Genomic DNA, 22,287 nt, shown 5'->3' on the forward strand with positions numbered 1-22,287 from the left:
AGACTTGTCCGCCATGCTTCGTTTTCTCGCAGCCCTTTCCGATATTTATCGCGTTGCAACAATGAGCGGCGCTGATTATGCGCGCAGACGCGGTGTCAAAGTCGGAAAAAACTGCGATATTCATACATTTAAATGGGGTTCAGAACCGTTTCTCATCGAAATCGGCGACAATGTCGTGATCTCTTATAATGTGCTGATGGTCACGCATGATGAATCAACAGCTTTGGTCAAAGACGAAAACGGTCGCCGCTACCACATTGCACCGATCACCATCGGCAATAATGTTTTCATAGGTGCAGGTGCCATTATTCTGCCTGGCGTCACCATTGGCAATAATGTCGTGATTGGTGCCGGAAGCGTGGTAACTAAAAGCATTGGTGACAATGTCGTTGTTGCAGGCAATCCGGCAAAATTCATGCAAACATTTGACAGTTTTCATCAAAAAACACTGTCACGCTCTTCAACCAAAGACTTCCCCAAAACCGATAGCCACTATGATTGGGCGTTAAAAATTGCCGATCGCACACCACGTCGTCATATCGACATAAATCAACTTTGATGGTTTGAATTTACATCAAGCCATCAACTTTTCTAGCGCATTCTTTGCCTGCCTGCCTGACAAATTGATATTTAGCCGCAGCGGCTTTCTTTTTGTTTTCAAAATTTTATGTTAAGGGCAGTGCACAAACAATGAGTAAGTATTGTTATACTTCGTAACAGATAGTCAGGAAAAGGGTATGTCCGGCTTCAAGTCCGATTTTCTTCGCACGCTCTCCGAGCGCGGTTTTATTCATCAGGTCTCCGACGAGAGCGGCCTTGATGAGTTATTCACCAAGGAAATCGTCACGGGTTATATCGGCTTTGACCCGACCGCATCCAGTCTGCATGCGGGCGGCCTTATTCAGATCATGATGCTGCATTGGATGCAGAAAACCGGCCATCGCCCTGTAGCGCTGATGGGTGGTGGTACAGGCATGATCGGTGATCCGTCTTTTAAAGACGAAGCACGTAAGCTGATGACCGAAGAAACCATCGCTGAAAACATTGCAGGCATCAAAAAAGTATTCGCCAATTATCTGACCTTTGGTGACGGCCCGACCGATGCACTGATGGTCAATAATGCTGATTGGCTGCGCGGTCTCAACTATCTTGAATTCCTGCGCGATGTCGGCCGCCATTTCTCCGTCAACCGCATGCTGTCGTTTGATTCTGTCAAACAGCGCCTTGACCGCGAGCAGTCACTGTCATTCCTCGAGTTCAACTACATGATCTTGCAGGCTTATGACTATGTCGAGCTCAACAAGCGTTACGGCATGCGTCTGCAAATGGGCGGTTCCGATCAATGGGGCAATATCATCAATGGTATCGACCTTGGTCATCGGATGGATACGCCACAGCTTTACGCACTCACCTCGCCGCTCTTGACTACCTCATCAGGTGCCAAAATGGGTAAATCGCTCTCCGGTGCAGTTTGGCTCAATGCGGATATGCTGAGTGCTTATGATTTCTGGCAATATTGGCGCAATACCGAAGATGCAGATGTCGAGCGCTTCCTGAAGCTCTACACAACGCTGCCTTTGGATGAAATTGCCAAGCTTGCAGAACTCGGCGGCTCGGAAATCAACGAAGCCAAGAAGATTTTTGCAACTGAAGTAACCGCCATGCTGCACGGCCGTGAAGCAGCGGAAGAAGCAGCGGAAACAGCACGCAAAACCTTTGAAGATGGTGAGATTTCTGACAATCTGCCAACTGTCGGCGTGCATCGTGCGACATTGCATGAAGGCATCGGCCTGCTGGCTCTGATGACATTGGCCGGTCTCGTCAACACCAATGGTGAAGGCCGCCGTCACGTTGAAGGCGGCGCTGTGCGCCTTAATGATATTGTCATCAGCGATCCGCGTATGCTGGTCAATGCCGAGCATCTGAACGATCAGGGCGTTATCAAACTGTCACTTGGCCGTAAAAAACATATTCTGATCCGCCCGGCATAAAGCTTCACGGATTGAGAAACAAAAAAAGGCGGCTCTTTATGAGCCGCCTTTTTTGTTAGAAATTATAAAACTTAATCAATCACTGCTGCTGCAACAAAACTGGTTAGCGAAGCAATAACAATATTGCCCCCCTACTTTAACTGCCAGTGATGCAAGCTTGCCAGAATGTTTGCTACTGGTGCTATTGAGATAAAACAGAGCGCATCCAATGATCACATTTGAAAAAACAATTGCTGAACCCCGCTGTGCAAGTTTTGACACAAGAGGTGCTCTCTTCTGTTTAAGGGGTATATCTGCATTGGTAATTCACAGAGATACATAACGTTAATATAAGTTTTTTGTGCTGAAAATCATCAAAATCAGTGATTACCCGCACAATAAAAAAAGGCCGGGGCGAAACGCACCGACCTTCCCGAAGTCATTTTGCCAGTGCCAGTACATCCGTGGTCAAAGGCTTCAAATGACGGTGACATATGCGAGCGGCTGACGCGTCCAGCGCTCTTAAAGTTAGTAACTTTAAAGCAATGTCTGTAGTGATATATAGAAGCTCAATATGTCTTAAATAAGACAATAAATCTACGAGTAAACAATCACCAAATTTCATCAATTGGCTTTAATCGTTTCGACCATTTTTACTGATTTCACCCGCCCCATAAAATTACATATTCCGGGAGTATTGAGGCAGAAGCAACCAGCCGCACTTCGTGCATAAAGCGGATACTTACAACCCGCCCGCCTCTTTCTTTTTCTTCTTATCTTGATCGTAATGCCACTTGATGGCGAAAAACATACAAACACCAAGCACGACAAGTTTGAAGATCACGAAGACTATTGGAACCCAATCCATTTTTGTGTCTTTCCATGCTATATTATAACGTGGACTGCATTAGCACATTCTTTTGAAAGGAAAAATGGAAAAGCAATATCCATTTTCACAACTTCGTGCTCAGCTATCAAATAGCCATTAGCCAAGCCGAACCAAGGCCTACCAGTAAAACAAAACTGCACATTCTCAAAATAAAACTATAAGTCGCCCGTGAAATTAAAAATGCACATGATGCACAAAGACAATTCCCTACGAACCAATATCCTGCTTCTGTAATCTGGAGCAGCGCTTTGTCCGCTGGTATATATTTGCTTTTATCCCCGGAGCTGTCTCGTCAGCAGATCAATTACGCTCTGAAAACAACATAAAATCAATGTATAGCACCAGTCCGGAAGCATCAGTCACCCTACCGCCTAAATGCAACAAATCAGGCGGGTCGCAATGATGGATGCAAAAGCGAATAATTCAAGCGCCGCACAAGCAGCCCAATCAATCGCATCAGCCAATAGCCCTGACATCACCAACAATGCATTAAGCCTTGGATTAACGGGTGATAGTATCGGCTTAATCTAAGGTGGCCTCATTCGCCTGGCATGAAAGAAAAAAGCACAATAAAACTATAAATTATTGTAACATAAGGCAGAGGCAATTGCGTGCCGGCCCTTTGTTACAATTTCATTTTGAAAATAAATAAATCGCCTAAAACAGCTTATTTCCCGTAAAAAGCTTTGTGATACATGACAACGCCATGCCTTGGTGCACTGCTAAAATCCAAGCACTGAAAATACTCTTCAGGAACATCAGGAAAGCGCAAGGCGGGATCGCACTTAAAACCAAAGCGTGAATAATAATCAGGATCACCTAGAACAACACAACCCGCAGCGGACAAAGATTGCAGCCTCAACAAACCAGCACGAACAAGCTTTGTGCCAATCCCGCCACGTTGATAGCTGGGATGCACTGCAAGTGGCCCAAGACCATAAAAGCCCGCTCCTACGCCTTCGATACTCACCGGAGAAAATGCGACATGGCCGACGACCTCATCAGCGTTGATTGCTACGATTGAGACGGATAACGCGCCGTCTGCCCTTAAGCCATCAACTATAGACGCTTCTGATCCGTCGCTATGCTCAGCGCCCGTAAACGCAAGCGTTATAAGATCACGGATATCTTGAATATTTTCGGGAGATTCAGATTGAACAATCATAAGAAATTTATACCAATCCCCTTATTATGCAGTCAATTATATTAAAAAGCATAATAACTGACAATGGAGAGATGAAAGCAGCGTTTGAACTGCTATTAATCTCATTGATTATTCAGCATCATAATCAGCAATAAAGCTCTTCATTCCCAACAGAATCATAAGGCAATATCAAACGTGATATTTGAGATAACGAAAGTAAATCAGATATCGTAAATGTATCAATTATGATCATACTATGATGAATGACCAATTTTATAATGGAGGTTTTTACTTCCTGCTAAACCATTCTAATCACTGTTAGAATGGTGAGCGCGCACGGGTTCGAACCGTGGACCTACTGATTAAAAGTCAGTTGCTCTACCTGCTGAGCTACGCGCTCCCTTGGGGAAGAAGTTGTTGTCTCCCTCAGAAGTTGGCCGATACATAAGGCTCAGTTTCGGATTGGTCAACACCCAAAAAACAGAAATCGTAAGAAATCGCATTTTATTTCGTTTTTCCTGCAAAAACGATTACCTTTGATTGATTTCACAAGATATAAATCGCGACATAGTTGCATTCACTATCCACAACCCTGCAAATTTTTCCCTAAAATGATTCCTGTAGCCCATTGAAAATGCATGATTTTAACCGATTCCGCGAATCTCATCATCGAATCTCCTAAAAGATTCGTCCAAAACGGCTTCACGTTTCAAAAAACTTTGAAAAAAGTTTTACGAAAATAAAAAGGGCGCTTGAAACAAGCGCCCTTTTATTAAAAAAAATCTTCGTTAAATTTTACTTCTTTTGAAGACTTTGAATTTTTCCGGCAACCAACCAGCCAATAAATGGTGTTATAACAAAACTCACGGCAGCCAGAATGATCATAGGATAGATCGGGCTCTTCGCCAAAGCAGGCACCGTCAGAATTACAATAAAACCAGAGCCAACCAAAACCATAAAGGCAATGGAGCCCAGAAATAACGACATCTGCATCTGAGTGGACATAACAACTCCGTAAAGGGGCAAAACAGATCAATTCATCCGCGAAACTATCGCGTATTTTAGAACTATTCAATATTATAAAAACTGTTCACGCATTGATCCTGATCAACTTTAAAAATATATCCTTTCTGTGAACAATTAAATTTTATTTTAACTGCATAATGCCGGAGTGAATTTTGCATAGTGAACAAGCCATTCTCAAAACATCGATTACTGTCACGATATTCCTAGCCGGATTCGGTGTCCTGTTCGGTCTGCTTGCAGGCTCTTTCTCTATTGTCTTTGATGGCGTTTATCTTCTGATCGACGCGGCTTTGAGTGGCCTTGCCTTGATTGTAGCCAGACTCATCAGCCTTTCCACCCTGCCCGTCCCACCAAGCGGCAAACTTCGTGATCGTTTTACCATGGGCTTTTGGCATCTGGAGCCAATGGTGCTCGGTCTTAATGGCTTAATGCTCACCGGCGTATCCATCTATGCGCTGATTAATGCGATCGGCAGCCTGATGTCCGGTGGCCGCCATCTCGAATTCACCTATGCCGTCTTTTATGCAGCATTTGCTTTAGTTGTCTGTGTTTTGATGGGCTGGATGGAAATGCGTGCCAACCGCAAGTTACAATCAGACTTTGTCGCGCTGGATGCCAAAGCGTGGTATATGTCCGCTGGTATTACAGCCGCACTCTTTATTGCCTTTCTGATCGGGATGATCCTGCAAGGTACAAGTCTGGATTGGATGCTGCCCTATATAGATCCGGCTGTACTGACGATTGTATGTCTTATTATTATCCCGATGCCATTTGTCACCATCAAACAGGCACTGGCAGACATGCTGTTATTCACCCCGATTGAATTGAAGGAAAATGCTGAAAGCGTCGCGCAGCAATTTGTTGAGCGCTACGGATTTTTATCCTATCGGGCATATGTTGCCAAAGTTGGTCGCGGCACACAGATCGAACTTTACTTTATTGTGCCATCTAACTGGCCGGCCAAAAAACTGGAAGAATGGGATGCCATCCGCGATGAACTGGCCGACGCTCTGGGTGAACGAAGCCCTGACCGCTGGCTGACTATCGCCTTTACCACCGAACCGGAATGGGCTGACTAAACCATATTGGATATTCTAGTTTTTTGTCATCAAGGTTGCGGCTCCCGCCGCAACCAAAGCGCCACCACCAGCGCGCCCCATCCAGATTTTTGCACGTGGACTGACTAATAATGTGCGCGCCCTTGCAGCCGTTAAGGCATATAAGGCGTCCGTGATCCCGACCACTACAGTAAAAGTAAAAATCAACAAAATGGCCTGCGGCCAGTAAGCATAATGCACATCAATAAATTGCGGTGTAAAAGCCACAAAAAACACAATGGTTTTGGGATGAAAAACGCCGATCAGAATATTGCTGCGAAAAGCCAGTCTCGCAGAAATCGGTTTAAGGATAACATCCTTATCAGTAGCATCCATATGACTACGCCGGATCGCTAAAACACCAAGCCCGATCAGATAGAGTGCCCCTGCCCATTTAAGAAGTGTAAAAGCTGCGGCAGAACTGGCAAGTAACGCACCCACACCGGCAAGTGAGAGTGTCATTGCGCATATATTGCCAACGGCCATACCTGCAACGGATGCCAAAGCCGTGCGTGTGCCTGAACTCACAGCATAACCAATAATGCTTAGAACACCCGGCCCCGGCACCAAGCCCATCACAATAGAGGCAGCCACAAAGCCTAACCACAAATGGTAATTCATCATGCGCCTCACTTCTTATTATACAGCCGGTTATACGCTGAGCGAAAACTTGCTATAAACTGCGCACAACCAAAGCTTGCTGGCAAATCATTTCGACAAACAGAAATGCCTTTTTGATATACGTTTCTTTAAATTCAAGATTTTTACGTAGACTCACTATAAGTCTGCTTGCGGCGCGCCTTACAGCGTCTTATAGGGATAACTTGCCATGACATCACAAAACGTTTCCCCGCTGTTCCCTCATCGCCATTTGCTTGGCATTAAGGGACTATCGCCGCTGGACATCGATTGCCTGCTTGATCTTGCTGATCAGGAAGTGGCTGTTTCGCGCCAGTTTGAAAAGAAAAAATCCGTCTTGCGCGGCAGAACACAGATTAATCTGTTTTTTGAAGCTTCAACGCGCACGCAATCCTCCTTTGAGCTTGCAGGCAAGCGCTTGGGCGCAGACGTTATGAATATGTCTGTCGGTAATTCCTCCGTTAAAAAAGGGGAAACACTGATTGATACGGCCATGACGCTTAATGCCATGCAACCGGATATTCTGGTTATACGCCATACATCTGCCGGTGCCGCTGCTCTTCTTGCCCAAAAAGTCGGCTGTTCGGTGGTCAATGCCGGTGACGGTGCCCATGAACATCCAACTCAAGCCCTGCTTGATGCACTCACCATCCGCCGCGCCAAAGGCAAGATCGGTCGCTTGATTGTCGCTATTTGCGGCGATGTGCTGCATTCGCGCGTTGCCCGCTCCAATATTTTACTGCTTAACACTATGGGCGCCCGCGTGCGTGTGATTGCCCCTTCGACACTTCTTCCTGCCGGCATTGCCAATATGGGTGTTGAAGTTTTCAATTCGATGGAAGACGGCTTGAAAGACGCCGATGTGGTGATGATGCTGCGTTTGCAGCGCGAGCGCATGGCTGGTTCTTTTGTGCCATCCGTGCGTGAATATTTCCGCTTCTACGGTCTTGATAAAGAAAAACTAAAATACGCCAAACCAGACGCGCTGGTCATGCATCCCGGCCCGATGAACCGCGGCGTTGAAATTGCCTCTGATGTTGCAGACGGCCCGCAAAGCGCCATTCAAAATCAGGTAGAAATGGGCGTTGCAGTCCGCATGGCGGTAATGGAAGCCCTGCTTGATCCGCGACGCACACAAAGCACGGGAGAAGCCTGATGAAACCGATCTGCTTTACAAGTGCGCGTATCGTTGACCCATCCCGCCAGATGGACGAAATCGGCAGCCTGATTGTTCAGGACGGCAAAATTCTGGCCTCAGGTGCAGATGCCCGCAATCAAGGCACACCCGACAATTGTGAAAAGATCGACCTGCAAGGCAAAGCCATTTTGCCGGGTCTGGTTGATGCCCGCGTTTTTGTTGGTGAGCCAGGTGCGGAGCACCGCGAAACCATCGCATCGGCCAGCCGTGCTGCTGCCGCCGGTGGTGTCACATCCTTTATCATGATGCCTGATACTGATCCGGTTATTGATGATGTGGCACTGGTTGAATTCGTCAAGCGTACAGCCCGTGACACGGCAGTGGTTAATGTTTATCCGGCAGCCTCGGTTACGAGCGGCCTTAAAGGTGAAGAACTCACCGAATTTGGCCTGTTGCGTGCTGCAGGAGCGGTTGCTTTCAGCGAAGGTCGCAACACAATTGTCAACACGCAGACGATGCGCCGCGCCCTCACCTATGCACGTGATTTCAATGCGGTCATTTCCTGTGAAGCGCGCGATCCGTATTTGGGTGCCAATGGCGTGATGAATGAAGGACTGCTTGCAAGCTGGCTTGGTCTTTCCGGCACCCCTCGCGAGGCCGAACTCATTCCGCTTGAACGGGATTTGCGTTTGGCAGCCCTCACCAAAGGCTTTTACCACGCCAGCCAGATTTCATGTGAAATGTCGGCCAATGCGGTTCGTAAAGCTAAAGCTGATGGTGCTAATGTCACAGCTGGTATTTCCATCAATCATTTGTCGCTCAATGAAAATGATATTGGTGAGTTCCGCACATTCTTCCGTCTGTCGCCGCCGCTGCGACAAGAAGAAGATCGGTTGGCTATGATTGAAGCCATCAAGGACGGCACGATTGATATTATCGTCTCGGCTCATGATCCGCAGGATGTTGACACCAAGCGGCTGCCATTTGCTGATGCGGAAGCCGGAGCGATCGGACTGGAAACGCTGCTAGGGGCAGCGCTGCGTCTTTATCATAGTAAAGATTTAAGCTTGCTGCGCTTAACAGAGGTTCTCTCCACAGCACCAGCGCGCATTTTCGGTCTTGACGCGGGCACTTTAAAAACTGGCGCTTCAGCCGATCTGATTGTTGTTGATCTGGAAGAGCCTTGGGTTGTGCATGAAAAAGACCTGCATTCACAATCGAAAAACAGTTGTTTTGAAGGCGCGCGCCTCACCGGACGTGTCTTGCGAACACTGGTTGGCGGAAAAACAGTTTTCGAACTGTAATATAAAAATAAACAGGCTATCGTAAGATAGCCTGTAAACATATCTGCATTGATTCAATCGATCTGATATGAACAATGCAAACCTTCAGACTACCTCATGGGAGGCCCACATTTTTTTAATTATTGCAGCTCTTGCCCTGGGCTATTTGCTGGGCTCCATTCCTTTTGGCCTTTTGCTCACCAAAATGGCAGGGCTTGGCGATGTACGTTCTATTGGTTCAGGCAATATCGGTGCCACCAATGTACTGCGTACCGGTAATAAAAAACTCGCAGCCGGCACATTGATTTGTGACATGCTTAAGGGCACAGTGGCAGTATTGCTCGCAAGCTATTATGGTGCTGATGCGGCACTGGCGGCAGGTCTTGGAGCGTTTATCGGTCACACATTTCCGGTTTGGCTTGGTTTTAAGGGCGGCAAAGGCGTTGCCACTTATTTGGGTGTGCTTATTGCCCTTGCCTGGCAGGTTGCACTGATTTTTGCCGGTGTATGGCTGCTAATTGCAGTCTTGACCCGCTATTCTTCCCTTTCAGCACTAGTGGCCTGTATCATTGCACCCATTGCACTTTATTTGCAGGGCAATAATCACACCGCCCTTTTGATGGCCGTCTTAACGATCCTGATTTTTATCAAGCATCACACCAATATCACCCGCCTGATGGATGGCAGCGAAAGCAAGATCGGCGCTAAAAAATGACGGATAAGGCGATTTCAACTCATGGAATACGCCTGTCCGACCAGCAAAGACTCAACTGGCTACGTCTTATCCGTAGTGAAAATATCGGCCCTGTCACATTCAGGGATCTGATTTTGCATTGCGGTTCTGCCAGTAATGCGCTGGAAATGATTCCAGAACTGAGCCAACGCGGCGGCGCTTACCGTCGCATCCGCCTCGCCTCCCTTGATCAGGTCAGCCGCGAAATAGAAGCTGTCGAGCGTTTGGGCGCACGTCTTATCGGCATGGGTGAGCCGGATTATCCGTTATATTTAAAAAACTGCGATGCTCCGCCCCCTTTAATCACTGTCAAAGGTGATTTATCGGTTTTTGCCAAGCCGCCCGTCGGCATTGTCGGTTCACGCAATGCGTCAATTGCTGGCGCCAGATTCACGCAAAATATCGCCGCCGAATTAGGCAATGCAGGCTATGCCATTATCTCCGGTCTGGCACGCGGTATTGATGCCAGCGCCCACCAATATAGCTTGAAAACAGGCACTGTTGCAGTTCTTGCTGGCGGCATAGACCGCCCTTATCCGCCACAGAATCTGAAGCTCTATCACGAAATCCCTGAAAATGGCGGCGCGGTGGTGAGCGAAATGCCCCTTGGCTGGGAACCACGTGCGCAAGATTTTCCACGCCGCAACCGAATCATAGCCGCGCTTTCATCCGGTTTGTTGGTTGTAGAAGCAGCCAGACGTTCCGGCTCGCTGATAACGGCGCGTATGGCAGGCGAATTGGGACGCGTAGTATTTGCTGTTCCCGGCTCCCCACTTGATCCGCGCGCTAGCGGCACCAATGACCTGATCAAGCAAGGCGCACTTCTTGTGACAGAAACCAAGGATATTATTGAAGCATTGTCCCCGCAACTAATCCAACATGGGGAAGACAGACCGCTTTCGCAGCCTGCTGATCAGCTCAGCTTTATAATTGAAGAATCAGAGCAAGATTATCAGTCACCCTTGATGCAAGCTGAGACATCAGAACCGGAAAAGCTGACCACGCCGGCCTCTGATAAAGACAGGGAGCAGATCTCCGGTCTGCTAAGCCCTGTTCCGGTCTCAGTCGATGAACTTATCCGCCATACAGGCATGGAAGCCGCACAGGTTTTCCTGATTTTACTGGAGCTTGATCTGGCAGGTCAACTCACGCGCTATCCCAACGGCCATGTGGCGCTGGTGCCGATCAATGATTGAATTAAGCTTGAATAAAAGCCCTTCAATACATTGAACCGGTCACGCTTAATTTAACCACAGCGCTCGCACTAATTTTTCAATTGTCGCATATTAACGAGAGCTAAATGAAACCATTGCTCTTCGTCATGCTTTAATTGACCATTCGCCCCATAGATTGCAAATGCTGTTCTTGCGCCTTTATCTGATCACGGCTTTCCAGAACGGCCATTTCCAGCAAATAAACCAACACCTGACTATCGGTACTTTTTGCCATTACCCGCATATCGCACAGCATATCTTCAATATATTGCAGAATATCAATTTTGTTAAATCTTACATCACCCATTATCTCCCCCGCTCCGTTATGTTAAATTGCCTGTCTCAAATAATTTTAGTTCTGAAATAATTTTAAGCATGGCACATTATATCGCATTTTCTTTTGAGCTTTACTCTGGATACCCTTGTTACTAGTACTTATCAACACGTAAAACCAATGGTTGTAATTTGAATAAAAATCATGGCGCACTCTTGACCAAATGGTCTGCGCTGTTCATGTGATGGGAAACCCTCGCCATTCGGGCATGTGCATAAAAACACTGTGGGGACCAGGAATTTAGGCTGTTGTAATGAACGTCGTCGTTGTCGAATCGCCTGCCAAGGCTAAAACTATCAATAAATATCTGGGGTCAGACTATACAGTTCTGGCATCCTTTGGTCATGTGCGCGATTTGCCAGCCAAAGACGGCTCTGTCCGCCCTGATGAAGATTTTGAAATGTCGTGGGAAGTTGACAGTCAGTCTTCCAAACGACTTACTGATATTATCAAAGCACTGAAAGACAGTGACAGCCTCATTCTGGCAACTGACCCTGATCGCGAAGGGGAAGCCATTTCATGGCATGTGCTGGAAGTTTTAAATAAGAAAAAAGCCATTGGCTCCAAGCCGGTCAAGCGTGTTGTTTTCAACGCGATCACCAAAAAGGCTGTTCTGGATGCAATGGCTAATCCGCGTGATATCGACATGCCGCTGGTGGATGCCTATCTGGCACGCCGCGCACTCGATTACCTCGTTGGTTTCAATCTTTCGCCGGTTTTGTGGCGCAAGCTGCCCGGAGCCCGCTCGGCAGGCCGTGTGCAATCTGTTGCACTGCGTCTCGTCAGCGACCGCGAAAACGAAATCGAGCGTTTCGTTCGTGAAGAATATTGGAGCATTGCAGGTAAACTGCAAACACCGCGCAGTGATGATTTTGCTGCCCGCCTCACCTCGCTGGACGGCAAGCGCCTAGGCAAGCTTGACATTAAAAATGAAGAGCAGGCAACCGCTATCCGCACCATGCTGGAAGGCGCCGAGTTTAAAGCGGCCTCCGTGGAAGCAAAGCCGACAAAGCGCAATCCGGGGCCTCCGTTCACCACCTCGACGCTGCAACAGGCCGCATCCGGCCAGCTTGGTTTTAGCGCATCACGCACCATGCAGGTAGCGCAGCGCCTTTATGAAGGTATTGATATCGGCGGCGAAACCACCGGTCTCATCACCTATATGCGTACCGATGGTGTGCAGATGGCACCGGAAGCAATTCAGGCCGCACGCTCTGCTATCGGCAAAACCTTCTCCGACAAATATGTACCGGAGAAGCCACGCTATTATTCAACAAAAGCCAAAAATGCTCAGGAAGCGCACGAGGCAATCCGCCCGACGGATTTCATGCGCACGCCAAAAGAAATGCGTCGCTTTCTTGATGATGATCAGGCACGCCTTTACGAACTGATCTGGAAGCGCGCCATCGCCTCTCAGATGCAATCGGCTGATATCGAGCGCACAACCGTTGATATTGAAGCGACCAACGGTTCCCGCGCTGCTATGCTGCGCGCAACCGGCTCTGTCACACGCTTTGACGGCTTCTTGGCGGCTTATATGGATCACCGCGAAGAAGAAGATGAAGACGAGGACAGCGCACGTCTGCCGGAAATTATTGCCGGTGAAAAACTGGTACGTCAAACCATTGATGCAACCCAGCACTCCACCGAACCGCCTCCGCGTTATTCGGAAGCATCACTTATCAAAAAGATGGAAGAGCTTGGCATTGGCCGCCCTTCTACCTATGCAGCCACCCTCGCAACCTTGCGTGACCGTGAATATATTACGATTGAAAAGCGTAAGCTTATTCCCGAAGCCAAAGGCCGTCTGGTAACTGCCTTCTTGGAAAATTTCTTCAAGCGCTATGTGGAATATGATTTCACTGCTGATCTGGAAGAAAAGCTCGATCTGATTTCCGATGGCAAACTGCTTTGGAAAGATGTGCTGCGTGAATTCTGGACAGATTTCTCCGGCACCATCGACGGCACCAAAGAACTGCGCGTCACCAATGTGCTGGATGCACTTAACGAAGCTTTGGCTCCAATGGCATTCCCTGATCGGGGCGATGGCAGTGATCCGCGCAGCTGCCCGACCTGTGGTGTTGGCCAGCTTTCGCTGAAGCTTGGCAAATATGGCGCATTTGTTGGTTGCTCCAACTATCCGGAATGTAAATTCACCCGCCAGTTCAGCGGTGAAGAAGGTGCTGATGGCGCCAATGGTTCCAATGAACCCAAAGTTCTTGGACAGGATCCGGAAACACAGGAAGACATCACCGCGCGTACAGGACGTTTCGGCCCTTATTTGCAGCGTGGCGAAGGTAAAGAAGCCAAACGCGCCAGTCTGCCAAAAGGCTGGACGCTGGACACGGTCGATTTTGAAAAAGCACTGGCACTGCTTGCATTGCCGCGCGATGTCGGCGTGCATCCTGAAACAGGCAAAATGATTTCAGCCGGTATTGGTCGTTATGGTCCTTATGTGATGCATGACGGTACCTATGCCAATGTTGAAAATGTCGATGAAGTTTTCACCATCGGTATCAACCGCGCTGTTTCCGTTCTTGCTGACAAAGCTTCCAAAGGTGGCGGACGCACCCGCTCCACACCGGCGGCTTTGGCAACACTTGGCGACCATCCTGATGGCGGCTCAATCACTGTGCGTGACGGACGCTATGGACCATATGTCAATTGGGGCAAAATCAATGCCACATTGCCAAAAGGTAAAGATCCGGCAACGGTGACTTTAGAAGAAGCCTTGCAGTTGATTACCGACAAGGCTGGCTCATCCAAGTCAAAAGCCAAGAAAGCTCCGGCTAAAAAGGCTGCAGCAAAAGAAAAAGCAGCAACAAAAGCACCGGCGAAGGCTAAAGCAGAAGCAAAGCCTAAAGCACCAGCCAAGGCAAAAGCTGCCGCCAAGCCAAAGGCTGCGGCTAAAACGACGACGAAAAAGAAAGCCGCAACGGCTGAAGAGGAATAAAAATTGGCACGTCGCTCCCACACCAGTCCCGAAAAGGGCAAATCTATGCGTACAGAACGGCGTGCATCAAAAGCCAAATCAGGCTCGAATGAGCCTGGTCGGGCAGATACAAGCCTTGCTTATTTGCCGACGCGTGAAGATATTCTCAAATTTATTGAAGAAAATCCTGATCGCGCCGGCAAACGCGACATTGCCAAAGCTTTTAATCTTAAAGGCAATGCGCGTATCCATTTGAAAGACATTCTGCGCGACCTCACCGATGAAGGTGAATTGGAAAAACGTTCCAAGAAATTGTCGCGTCCGGGCTCCATGCCGTCCATCGCCGTACTCGACATCACAGGCCGTGACAGCGATGGCGGCCTGATGGCACGTCCTGCTGATTGGCCAACAAATGGAGATGTTGAGAATAAAGCGCCGCTTGTTCTCATTCGCCGTAGCCGTGAAGATAAAGGCCCTGCGGTTGGCATTGGCGACCGCATCATGGCGAAAATCTTCCGCAATTCGGATAATTCCGGCCCTCGCTTTACAGCGCGCGTGATTAAACGCTTAGAACACCATGAAAATTCTGTGCTTGGCGTTTTACGCCAGACAGAAAAAGGTGATTGGCGCCTTGAGCCGGTTGATAGAAAGCAACCGGAAGTGCTTATTGATAAAGATCAGATCGGCGAAGCAAAAGCTGGTGATCTGGTTGAGGTTGAAGTCACCCGTTCCAAGCGTTTTGGCCCAACGCGAGGCAAGGTCTCGCAGGTGGTTGGTGCGCTCGACAGCGAAAAAGCGCTTTCGATGATTGCCATCCATGCGCATGATATTCCGCATATTTTTCCGGAAAGCGTGCTGGAGCAAGCTGAAAAATGCAAACCGCTGGAACTTGGCAAGCGCGAAGACTGGCGCAACATCCCGCTTGTCACCATTGATCCGGCAGATGCCAAGGATCATGACGATGCGGTTTATGCTGAGCGCGATGAAGACCCGAATAATCTCGGCGGCTATATTGTTTATGTCGCTATTGCCGATGTGGCAGCCTATGTGGCATCCGGCTCACCAATGGACAGAGAAGCTCTGCGCCGTGGTAACTCGGTCTATTTCCCTGACCGTGTTGTGCCGATGTTGCCGGAACGTATTTCCAATAATCTTTGCTCTTTGCGTGAAGGCGAAGACCGACCGGCACTTGCGGCACGGATGATTTTCACCGCAGAGGGTCGCAAAAAATCCCATACATTCCACCGTGTGATGATGCGCTCGGCTGCACATCTTGCTTATGGGCAAGCACAGGCTGCCATTGATGGCGCACCCGATGATGTGACAGCACCGATCATGGAAAGCGTGCTGAAACCTCTGTGGGAAGCCTATTTTGTCATGAAGCGCGGCCGCGATAACCGCGAGCCGCTTGAACTTGACCTGCCGGAAAAGAAAATCCTCCTCACCCCTGAGGGCAAGGTCGACAAGGTGATTATTCCTGAGCGTCTTGATGCGCATAAGCTCATCGAAGAATGTATGATTCAGGCGAACGTCTCTGCGGCCGAAAGTTTGGAGCAGAAAAAACAGCCTCTGATTTTCCGCATCCATGATTCTCCGTCCATGGCGAAGCAGGAAGGCTTGCGTGAATTTTTGCGCAGCCTCAATATCAGCCTTGCACGCGGTGCTGAACTCAGACCCGCCCAGTTTAACGGCATTCTTTCGCAGGTTAAAGACAGTGACCACGAAGAGCTGGTTAATCAGGTGGTGCTGCGCTCGCAAAGTCAGGCGGAATACAACCCGGAAAATATCGGCCATTTTGGCTTGAATTTGCACAAATATGCGCATTTCACTTCGCCAATCCGCCGTTATGCCGATCTGATTGTGCATCGGGCCCTGATCGGCTCGCTGCATTTGGGTGCTGGCGGTATTACGCGTGATGAAGAAGCAAATCTTGCCGAGATCGCCGCCGAGATTTCGCAAACTGAGCGCCGCGCTATGCTGGCGGAGCGCGAAACGGTGGATCGCCTGATTGCGCACCATCTGGCAGGCCAGATCGGTGATACATTCCAGGGCCGCGTTTCAGGCGTTACCAAAGCCGGATTGTTTGTAGCACTTGCGACATATGGTGCAGATGGCTTTATTCCCATTTCAACTTTAGGTTATGAATACTATTTATATGACGAAGCTAATCATTCTGTAGCGGGTGAGCGCAGCGGTAAAGGGTACCGGCTCGGCGATATTGTGGATGTGAAGCTTATTGAAGCGCTGCCGGTTGCCGGTGCACTTCGTTTTGAAATGGTTTCTGAACCGCGTCCACTGCCATCGACAACGAAGTCTTTTCACAAGTCGAAACGGTCAGGTCGCATGAGCCGCGGAAAATCCGGTCCCTCAGCCGCTTTTCCTCGCAGCCGAAAAAGAGGTCGCTGATGAGCGCGTTACAGGTAAAAACAGTTGAAACACCGCAGGTTTTCGGCGGCAATCATGAACATACACAACGCCCTGCCCGTTCACTCGGACAAGCTATGTGGCGTGGAATGCTTTGCCGCTGCCCCCATTGTGGTGAAGGTAAACTTTTTCGTAAATATCTCAAATCCGTCGATGCATGTGCCGTTTGCGGCGAAGATTATCGCGCCCAGCGCGCTGACGATCTGCCAGCATACCTGACTGTTGTAATCGTCGGCCATATTGTCATTGCCGGTGCGATGATCATGGAAGCATCGACCACTTTGCCACTACTGGTGCATCTTGCCGTTTGGTCTCCGCTGACTATCTTATTGTCGCTCGCGATGCTGCAACCAATCAAAGGTTCCATCATCGGGCTGCAATGGGCAAATTATATGCACGGCTTCGGCGGTGAAGAAAAAGGCGACGCGTAAAGCGCCTGTCCTCTTGTCAAAAATAACAAACAGCCGGCTTAATCATTGTCATTCAAGCCGGCCGCTTTCTTGAAGGCACGTAAAATCTGTTTGAAACCGATGCGATAAATGCTCAGATCATCAAAGCAGCATCGGGGCTCCGGCTTACGGGTGGTTTAAAAGGGCAATTATTTCATGTCGGCGTCTCATCACAATCCGCGCTATCCAGAATCATTTCCGCAAAAACCTGTGTCGGATAAGCCTGGCCTAAGAAAACGCCCTAAAGACGCTGCTTCCCTTTTATTGATCGACCGCTCGCAGGTAAAACCCCGCGTTTTAATGGGGCGACGCAATGCCAATCTCGCTTTCATGCCCGGTAAATATGTGTTTCCCGGTGGTCGCACTGACCTGCAAGACGGCTCCATAGCAGCTGCATCCGAGCTATTAGAAACAGATCAAAACAAACTTCTGGCAAGTATGGGCTCGCGCCCGTCTGTTCGTCGTGCGCGCGCTCTAGGCCTATGTGCGGTTCGTGAAACATTTGAAGAAACCGGTTTGCGTCTTTCCACTCCGGCACGCATTGATTCCAATGTGTCAGATCACAATCATCCCGATTGGGGTGAATTTTTAAAATCAGGCGATTTGCCCCATCTTTCAAAACTGCGCTATTTTGCGCGTGCAATTACGCCGCCGCATCATGTGCGCCGTTTTGACACCCGTTTTTTCATGGCTTTTCGCGATTCATTGCCGGATTTGCACATTCAGCCGTTGAAACCCAGTGGTGAACTGGAAGATTTAAGCTGGATTACGTTCAATCAGGCACTCAATCTTGATATTCTGGAAATTACCGAATCTATTTTAAAACATGCCCAACAGCTATTAGACGATAACGGCTCATCATTGCCCGCCTCCATTCCGGTGGTGCAATATAGCCCCCGTTATGGTCGCTATCTGCGTGAAGTAATCTGATTAATGACAAATCTGCCACCTTCTGATGAAGCTGTAATTTTCAACTGGCGCTCACTGGGTGCTGCCATTGCAACAATCAGTGCTGTTGGCGCTGCCATCGGCTTAGGGATTCCGCTGTTAAGCGTACTTCTGGAAAGCCGTGGCTACTCTTCCACTGTCATTGGTGCCAATACAGCTTTTGCAGGCCTTGCCTCTATTGCCGCAGCACCACTCGCCTCGCCCATTGCCTCAAGACTTGGAGTGGTGCGCACTATCTTTCTGATGTTGCTGATTGGTGGTGCCGCCTTTATCGGCTTCCATTTTTTCCAGGATATCTGGATGTGGTTTGTGCTGCGTGTCATTTTGCACTTCGCGCTTACCGTGCTCTTTGTATTGTCCGAATATTGGATCAATGCCTCCGCACCGCCTGAAAAACGCGGTTTTGTGCTGGGGCTTTACGCCACCTCCTTCGCAATGGGCTTTGCGCTTGGACCCTGGCTATTTTCAAGAATCGGCAGTGCCGGCATGATGCCGTTTGGTGTCGGCTTCTGCATCATCATGCTCGCTATAATTCCAGTACTGATCGCATGGCGTGACAGTCCTGATTTTGAAGAAGGCGAACATGTACCATTTCTGCCTTTCATCTTCACTGTTCCAACCGCCACAATGGCTGTTTTTGTCTTTGGTGCGGTGGAAACCGGCGGCCTTGCACTCTTTCCGGTCTTTGGCGCTAAAATCGGCTATCCGGAAGGCGACACAGCCCTGCTGCTGACCATTATCGGCCTTGGCAATGTGATGATGCAAATTCCGCTCGGCCTCGTCAGTGACCGTATTTCGGACAGACGCAAGTTGCTGCTCTTTTGCGCAGTCACCGGCCTTGGCGGAATGATCGGCATGCCGTTTTTACTCGGCAACTGGTATTTGCTGGCTATTTGCCTTTTCTTATGGGGCGGTGTTGTCGCAGGCCTTTATACGATCGGCCTTGCCCATCTGGGCTCTTCGCTCAAAGGGCGTGAGCTCGCATCAGCCAATGCAGCCTTCGTTTTTTGCTATGCAATCGGTATGCTGACCGGCCCTCAGCTGGTCGGTATTGGCATGGATGTGGTGGGAATAAATGGTTTTCCGCTGGTTCTTGGCATCTTTTTTGCCGGATATGCCATTATTGCTGCAATACGTTTGATGAGATTCAATAAGCGGGGTTGACTTTTCTCTGGTTTTTCGTAGTGTCGCGCCGAATTTCCGCTACCGGGTGAAGTCGCCGGAATCGCTGGCGGTTTCAATTTTAAAAGAGCAGGTATAGCGAAATGGCTAAGGCTAACACGATCAAGATCAAGCTTTTGTCAACCGCAGATACGGGTTTCTTCTACGTAACGAAGAAGAACAGCCGTACGATGACGGAAAAAATGACAAAGACTAAATACGACCCAGTCGTAAGAAAACACGTTGAATTCAAGGAAACCAAGATCAAGTAATCTTGTTCCTGAAAGCGTTAAAAAAGCCACTCTTCACGAGTGGCTTTTTTTATAATTCCCTACCCCGATATTAATCATCAGCCGCGACCAAAAGAACCGCCCCGTCCATAAACCGGTGCAGGCCTTGCCTTGGCTCATGCTTATTGTCATTATCAATCCTAATTCCCATATCTGATCAGCAAATATGCGAATGACAGTTTAATTCTTTGAATTGACGGAGAACAACATGGCTATGGATGCTCACGAGATCGAAAAACTCATTCGCGTCGGAATTCCTGACGCACAGGTGACGATCCGTGACCTTGCCGGAGATGGTGACCATTACGCGGCCGAAGTTATTGCGGAAAGCTTCCGTGGTAAATCGCGCGTACAGCAACATCAGATGGTCTATGAAGCTTTGAGCGGCAATATGGGCAATGCACTGCACGCCCTCGCCTTGCAAACAAGCGTACCTGAAAAGGTATAAGCCTGAAGCTTTCTATGTGAGCTGTAATTGCCGCAGTTTTTAAGACAATGTTGCATTGAATTGAAAAAAGTGGTTTTTACAGCTTAACACCGAACAGACCTGATCATTTTTTGATCACATCCGACAATTCGGACAGATGTTTCTGCTGGTTGAGCGGAAAAAGAAAAGGACGAAGAATATGAGCGGCATCAACGAACTTATTGACAGTGAAGTAAAAAATAATGATGTCGTACTTTTCCTGAAAGGTACGCCTGGTTTCCCACAGTGCGGTTTTTCCGGACAGGTTGTACAGATTCTGGATTATATCGGCGTTGATTACAAAGGAATCAACGTTCTGGCATCGGACGAAATGCGTAACGGCATTAAAGAATATTCCAACTGGCCGACCATCCCCCAGCTTTATGTTAAAGGTGAGTTCATTGGTGGTTGCGATATCACCCGTGAAATGTTCCAGTCTGGTGAACTGAAAGCACTCTTTGAAGAAAAAGGCATCGCTATTAAAGCGGCCTGATTCCCATTATTCTTAAATGAATGCCCGAAGGTGCCGGTCTCCGGCACCTTTGCTATTTTTGAACCTCAGTGTTATTTGTCACTATATTGAAGCTTCTCTTTCCTCACGATTTCGTGAACAGGCTTTTTCACACAGATGTTGCCATTCACGCGCTAATTTCACTATTCAATTGATTCAACCAATCATTGAAATAAGTTTTTAAAATATTATTGCTTGATTATACTGGTCACTCATAAGATCGGGGGTCGAACGATAATTTCTGGTCCACCCAACCGCATTTCACGGGCACGATAGACTTAAACAATATAGTTTAGGTGCTATTTCAGGTTGACCATATGTATGCCGCAGACAGGAGAGTATTTTGCCAATTGATATAAAACAGGGTCACTCCGAACAAAGAACCGGCATGCGCGGTCGTGGCGAATTTATTGCTCTGATTGCAGCGGTTATGGCGATTAACGCTCTGGCAATTGACATCATGCTTCCGGGATTACAGGAAATCGGTGCAAGCTTAGGGGTCGAATCTGAAAATCATCGCCAATTCGTCATTACAGCTTATTTGCTGGGCTTAGGTGTTTCGCAATTATTCTACGGGCCATTGAGTGACCGTTTCGGGCGACGCATTCCGCTTTTTGTCGGCACAAGCATTTATATTGTCACGGCACTGGCTGCCGCCTTTACCACCAGCTTCTCAATGCTGATTCTTTTACGCGTTTTACAGGGCATTGGAGCCGCAGGCACGCGCGTTATTTCCGTCTCTATCGTGCGTGACCTTTACGGCGGCCGTCAGATGGCCGAAGTCATGTCGCTGATTATGATGGTTTTCATGATCCTGCCGGTGATTGCACCTGCTACCGGTCAGTTCATTATGCTATTTGGTGAATGGCACCTGATTTTTGTCTTCATGGCTGTTTCAGCGGCTGTGGTGATGGTGTGGGTATACTTCCGCATGCCGGAAACATTGGCTGTAGAAAAAAGACGCTCACTGTCGATTACAAGCCTTGCACAGTCCTTCAGCCTCGTGCTGACCAACCGTGTGGCGTTTTTCTATATGCTCGGCACATCATTCATCTTAGGCACATTGTTCGGCTTTATCGGATCATCACAGCAGATCTATGTCGGCATTTATGAACTGGGTGAATTGTTCCCGCTGGCTTTTGCGGTAGTTGCAGCGACAATGGCGCTGTCTTCATTCCTCAACTCACGCTTTGTCGGCCGTTATGGTATGCGCCGTATTTCACAAACAATGCTGTTTGTCTTTATCGGATTCAGCTTACTGTGGTTCGTGTTGTCGCTGAGCTTTGAAGGGCCTGTGCCACTGTTCCTGCTTTTGCCGCTCTACATGGTCATCATGTTTTCGTTCGGGCAAATCACCTCAAACTTCAACGCGCTTGCGATGGAGCCTTTGGGTGCTGTTGCCGGAACCGCATCGTCGGTGCTGGGCTTCACCCAGACAACCGTGGGCGCAACCTTGGGCGCCATCATCGGTCAATCCTTTGACGGCACCACGACACCAATCGCACTGGGATTTACCATTCTCGGCATTATCAGCTTCATCTGCATGCTGATTGCGGAGCGCGGCAAGCTGTTTGCATCTCAGCATCAGGCTCCCAAGCCATAAGACTCAAGGCATCTGATCCAATAAACAAAAATCCGG

21 protein-coding genes and 1 tRNA gene are annotated in these 22,287 nt (G+C 48.6%); 17 read left to right on the forward strand and 5 right to left on the reverse strand.

The genetic code is table 11. From position 1 onward, the window contains the following. Positions 1 to 13: 13 nt before the first annotated feature. The 3 genes from FHS77_RS16405 (at position 14) to FHS77_RS16410 (ending at position 3,390) form a co-directional block, all read left to right on the forward strand. The gene (locus FHS77_RS16405) at positions 14 to 559 is read left to right on the forward strand and encodes an acyltransferase (protein ID WP_184223172.1); all 546 of its coding nucleotides are present in this window, start codon (positions 14 to 16) and stop codon (positions 557 to 559) included. A gap of 178 nt (positions 560 to 737) precedes the next feature. Next, positions 738 to 1,991 carry a tyrosine--tRNA ligase gene (gene tyrS / locus FHS77_RS10740; protein WP_184223174.1) on the forward strand — a complete coding sequence of 418 codons (1,254 nt, stop codon included), beginning with the start codon at positions 738 to 740 and terminating at the stop codon, positions 1,989 to 1,991. A 1,267-nt stretch (positions 1,992 to 3,258) separates the two neighbouring features. Then, entirely contained in the window at positions 3,259 to 3,390 is a 132-nt protein-coding gene (locus tag FHS77_RS16410) for a hypothetical protein (protein WP_281383605.1), read from the forward strand. Between the two features lie 136 nt (positions 3,391 to 3,526). On the opposite strand, the gene FHS77_RS10745 is transcribed toward FHS77_RS16410, so the two are convergent. The 3 genes from FHS77_RS10745 to FHS77_RS10755 all read right to left on the reverse strand — a co-directional run bounded on the left by FHS77_RS10745 (position 3,527) and on the right by FHS77_RS10755 (position 5,008). Continuing rightward, positions 3,527 to 4,024, reverse strand: a complete 498-nt coding sequence (locus FHS77_RS10745) for a GNAT family N-acetyltransferase (RefSeq protein WP_184223176.1) — start codon at positions 4,022 to 4,024, stop codon at positions 3,527 to 3,529. Positions 4,025 to 4,327: 303 nt separating this feature from the next. Further along, a tRNA-Lys gene (locus FHS77_RS10750) sits at positions 4,328 to 4,403 on the reverse strand. A gap of 395 nt (positions 4,404 to 4,798) precedes the next feature. Beyond that, on the reverse strand, positions 4,799 to 5,008 hold the full coding sequence (locus tag FHS77_RS10755; RefSeq protein ID WP_184223178.1) for a hypothetical protein: 210 nt from the start codon (positions 5,006 to 5,008) through the stop codon (positions 4,799 to 4,801). Between the two features lie 173 nt (positions 5,009 to 5,181). Between FHS77_RS10755 and FHS77_RS10760 the strand changes: the two genes are divergently transcribed. Next, on the forward strand, positions 5,182 to 6,108 hold the full coding sequence (locus FHS77_RS10760; RefSeq protein ID WP_184223180.1) for a cation diffusion facilitator family transporter: 927 nt from the start codon (positions 5,182 to 5,184) through the stop codon (positions 6,106 to 6,108). A 15-nt stretch (positions 6,109 to 6,123) separates the two neighbouring features. Here the strand turns inward: FHS77_RS10760 and FHS77_RS10765 are convergent, their stop codons facing one another. Beyond that, positions 6,124 to 6,750 carry a LysE family translocator gene (locus FHS77_RS10765; protein ID WP_246431297.1) on the reverse strand — a complete coding sequence of 209 codons (627 nt, stop codon included), beginning with the start codon at positions 6,748 to 6,750 and terminating at the stop codon, positions 6,124 to 6,126. A 205-nt stretch (positions 6,751 to 6,955) separates the two neighbouring features. Here FHS77_RS10765 and FHS77_RS10770 point away from each other — a divergent pair, with 205 nt between their 5' ends. The 4 genes from FHS77_RS10770 (at position 6,956) to dprA (ending at position 11,115) form a co-directional block, all read left to right on the forward strand. Continuing rightward, the gene (locus FHS77_RS10770) at positions 6,956 to 7,921 is read left to right on the forward strand and encodes an aspartate carbamoyltransferase catalytic subunit (RefSeq protein WP_184223182.1); all 966 of its coding nucleotides are present in this window, start codon (positions 6,956 to 6,958) and stop codon (positions 7,919 to 7,921) included. Next, positions 7,921 to 9,207, forward strand: a complete 1,287-nt coding sequence (locus FHS77_RS10775; protein WP_184223184.1) for a dihydroorotase — start codon at positions 7,921 to 7,923, stop codon at positions 9,205 to 9,207. Before FHS77_RS10770 ends, FHS77_RS10775 begins: the two co-directional genes overlap by 1 nt. 67 nt (positions 9,208 to 9,274) lie before the next feature. Next, positions 9,275 to 9,901: a glycerol-3-phosphate 1-O-acyltransferase PlsY gene (gene plsY / locus FHS77_RS10780; protein ID WP_184223186.1), complete on the forward strand. Its 627-nt coding sequence runs from the start codon at positions 9,275 to 9,277 to the stop codon at positions 9,899 to 9,901. After that, entirely contained in the window at positions 9,898 to 11,115 is a 1,218-nt protein-coding gene (dprA, locus tag FHS77_RS10785) for a DNA-processing protein DprA (RefSeq protein WP_184223188.1), read from the forward strand. The genes plsY and dprA overlap by 4 nt, the downstream gene beginning before the upstream one ends. Positions 11,116 to 11,245: 130 nt before the next feature. Here the strand turns inward: dprA and FHS77_RS10790 are convergent, their stop codons facing one another. Beyond that, positions 11,246 to 11,440, reverse strand: coding sequence for a hypothetical protein (locus tag FHS77_RS10790; RefSeq protein WP_184223190.1), 195 nt, complete (start codon positions 11,438 to 11,440; stop codon positions 11,246 to 11,248). 280 nt (positions 11,441 to 11,720) lie between these two features. On the opposite strand from FHS77_RS10790, the gene topA reads away from it, so the two are divergent. From topA to FHS77_RS10835, 9 genes are all read left to right on the forward strand, one after another. Continuing rightward, positions 11,721 to 14,420 (forward strand): type I DNA topoisomerase, encoded by a 2,700-nt coding sequence (topA, locus tag FHS77_RS10795; RefSeq protein WP_184223192.1) that lies wholly within the window; start codon positions 11,721 to 11,723, stop codon positions 14,418 to 14,420. Positions 14,421 to 14,423: 3 nt separating this feature from the next. Next, a complete protein-coding gene (gene rnr / locus FHS77_RS10800) occupies positions 14,424 to 16,805 on the forward strand; it encodes a ribonuclease R (protein WP_184223194.1) in 2,382 nt (793 codons plus the stop codon). Then, positions 16,805 to 17,254 carry a DUF983 domain-containing protein gene (locus FHS77_RS10805; protein WP_184223196.1) on the forward strand — a complete coding sequence of 150 codons (450 nt, stop codon included), beginning with the start codon at positions 16,805 to 16,807 and terminating at the stop codon, positions 17,252 to 17,254. Before rnr ends, FHS77_RS10805 begins: the two co-directional genes overlap by 1 nt. Positions 17,255 to 17,428: 174 nt before the next feature. Beyond that, positions 17,429 to 18,202, forward strand: coding sequence for an NUDIX hydrolase (locus FHS77_RS10810; protein ID WP_343061001.1), 774 nt, complete (start codon positions 17,429 to 17,431; stop codon positions 18,200 to 18,202). 3 nt (positions 18,203 to 18,205) lie between these two features. Further along, positions 18,206 to 19,384 carry an MFS transporter gene (locus FHS77_RS10815; RefSeq protein ID WP_184223198.1) on the forward strand — a complete coding sequence of 393 codons (1,179 nt, stop codon included), beginning with the start codon at positions 18,206 to 18,208 and terminating at the stop codon, positions 19,382 to 19,384. Positions 19,385 to 19,485: 101 nt separating this feature from the next. After that, entirely contained in the window at positions 19,486 to 19,653 is a 168-nt protein-coding gene (rpmG, locus tag FHS77_RS10820) for a 50S ribosomal protein L33 (protein WP_184223200.1), read from the forward strand. A gap of 226 nt (positions 19,654 to 19,879) precedes the next feature. Next, positions 19,880 to 20,119, forward strand: a complete 240-nt coding sequence (locus tag FHS77_RS10825) for a BolA/IbaG family iron-sulfur metabolism protein (RefSeq protein WP_184223202.1) — start codon at positions 19,880 to 19,882, stop codon at positions 20,117 to 20,119. Between the two features lie 178 nt (positions 20,120 to 20,297). Further along, positions 20,298 to 20,630, forward strand: coding sequence for a Grx4 family monothiol glutaredoxin (gene grxD / locus FHS77_RS10830; protein ID WP_184223204.1), 333 nt, complete (start codon positions 20,298 to 20,300; stop codon positions 20,628 to 20,630). A 361-nt stretch (positions 20,631 to 20,991) separates the two neighbouring features. Next, complete coding sequence (locus tag FHS77_RS10835; RefSeq protein WP_184223206.1) at positions 20,992 to 22,251, forward strand: multidrug effflux MFS transporter; 1,260 nt, start codon at positions 20,992 to 20,994, stop codon at positions 22,249 to 22,251. The last annotated feature ends 36 nt before the right edge of the window (positions 22,252 to 22,287 follow it).

The organism is Paenochrobactrum gallinarii, assembly GCF_014205685.1.
Taxonomy (GTDB): Bacteria; Pseudomonadota; Alphaproteobacteria; order Rhizobiales; family Rhizobiaceae; genus Paenochrobactrum; species Paenochrobactrum gallinarii.

What these genes read in the sequence shown, in the direction of transcription:
- FHS77_RS16405 (WP_184223172.1), top strand. Translation starts at nt 14, where the DNA reads ATGCTTCGTTTTCTCGCAGCCCTTTCCGATATTTATCGCGTTGCAACA.
- tyrS (WP_184223174.1), top strand. Translation starts at nt 738, where the DNA reads ATGTCCGGCTTCAAGTCCGATTTTCTTCGCACGCTCTCCGAGCGCGGT.
- FHS77_RS16410 (WP_281383605.1), top strand. Translation starts at nt 3,259, where the DNA reads ATGATGGATGCAAAAGCGAATAATTCAAGCGCCGCACAAGCAGCCCAA.
- FHS77_RS10745 (WP_184223176.1), bottom strand. Translation starts at nt 4,024, where the DNA reads ATGATTGTTCAATCTGAATCTCCCGAAAATATTCAAGATATCCGTGAT.
- FHS77_RS10755 (WP_184223178.1), bottom strand. Translation starts at nt 5,008, where the DNA reads ATGTCCACTCAGATGCAGATGTCGTTATTTCTGGGCTCCATTGCCTTT.
- FHS77_RS10765 (WP_246431297.1), bottom strand. Translation starts at nt 6,750, where the DNA reads ATGATGAATTACCATTTGTGGTTAGGCTTTGTGGCTGCCTCTATTGTG.
- FHS77_RS10770 (WP_184223182.1), top strand. Translation starts at nt 6,956, where the DNA reads ATGACATCACAAAACGTTTCCCCGCTGTTCCCTCATCGCCATTTGCTT.
- FHS77_RS10775 (WP_184223184.1), top strand. Translation starts at nt 7,921, where the DNA reads ATGAAACCGATCTGCTTTACAAGTGCGCGTATCGTTGACCCATCCCGC.
- plsY (WP_184223186.1), top strand. Translation starts at nt 9,275, where the DNA reads ATGAACAATGCAAACCTTCAGACTACCTCATGGGAGGCCCACATTTTT.
- dprA (WP_184223188.1), top strand. Translation starts at nt 9,898, where the DNA reads ATGACGGATAAGGCGATTTCAACTCATGGAATACGCCTGTCCGACCAG.
- FHS77_RS10790 (WP_184223190.1), bottom strand. Translation starts at nt 11,440, where the DNA reads ATGGGTGATGTAAGATTTAACAAAATTGATATTCTGCAATATATTGAA.
- topA (WP_184223192.1), top strand. Translation starts at nt 11,721, where the DNA reads ATGAACGTCGTCGTTGTCGAATCGCCTGCCAAGGCTAAAACTATCAAT.
- FHS77_RS10805 (WP_184223196.1), top strand. Translation starts at nt 16,805, where the DNA reads ATGAGCGCGTTACAGGTAAAAACAGTTGAAACACCGCAGGTTTTCGGC.
- FHS77_RS10810 (WP_343061001.1), top strand. Translation starts at nt 17,429, where the DNA reads ATGTCGGCGTCTCATCACAATCCGCGCTATCCAGAATCATTTCCGCAA.
- FHS77_RS10815 (WP_184223198.1), top strand. Translation starts at nt 18,206, where the DNA reads ATGACAAATCTGCCACCTTCTGATGAAGCTGTAATTTTCAACTGGCGC.
- rpmG (WP_184223200.1), top strand. Translation starts at nt 19,486, where the DNA reads ATGGCTAAGGCTAACACGATCAAGATCAAGCTTTTGTCAACCGCAGAT.
- FHS77_RS10825 (WP_184223202.1), top strand. Translation starts at nt 19,880, where the DNA reads ATGGCTATGGATGCTCACGAGATCGAAAAACTCATTCGCGTCGGAATT.
- grxD (WP_184223204.1), top strand. Translation starts at nt 20,298, where the DNA reads ATGAGCGGCATCAACGAACTTATTGACAGTGAAGTAAAAAATAATGAT.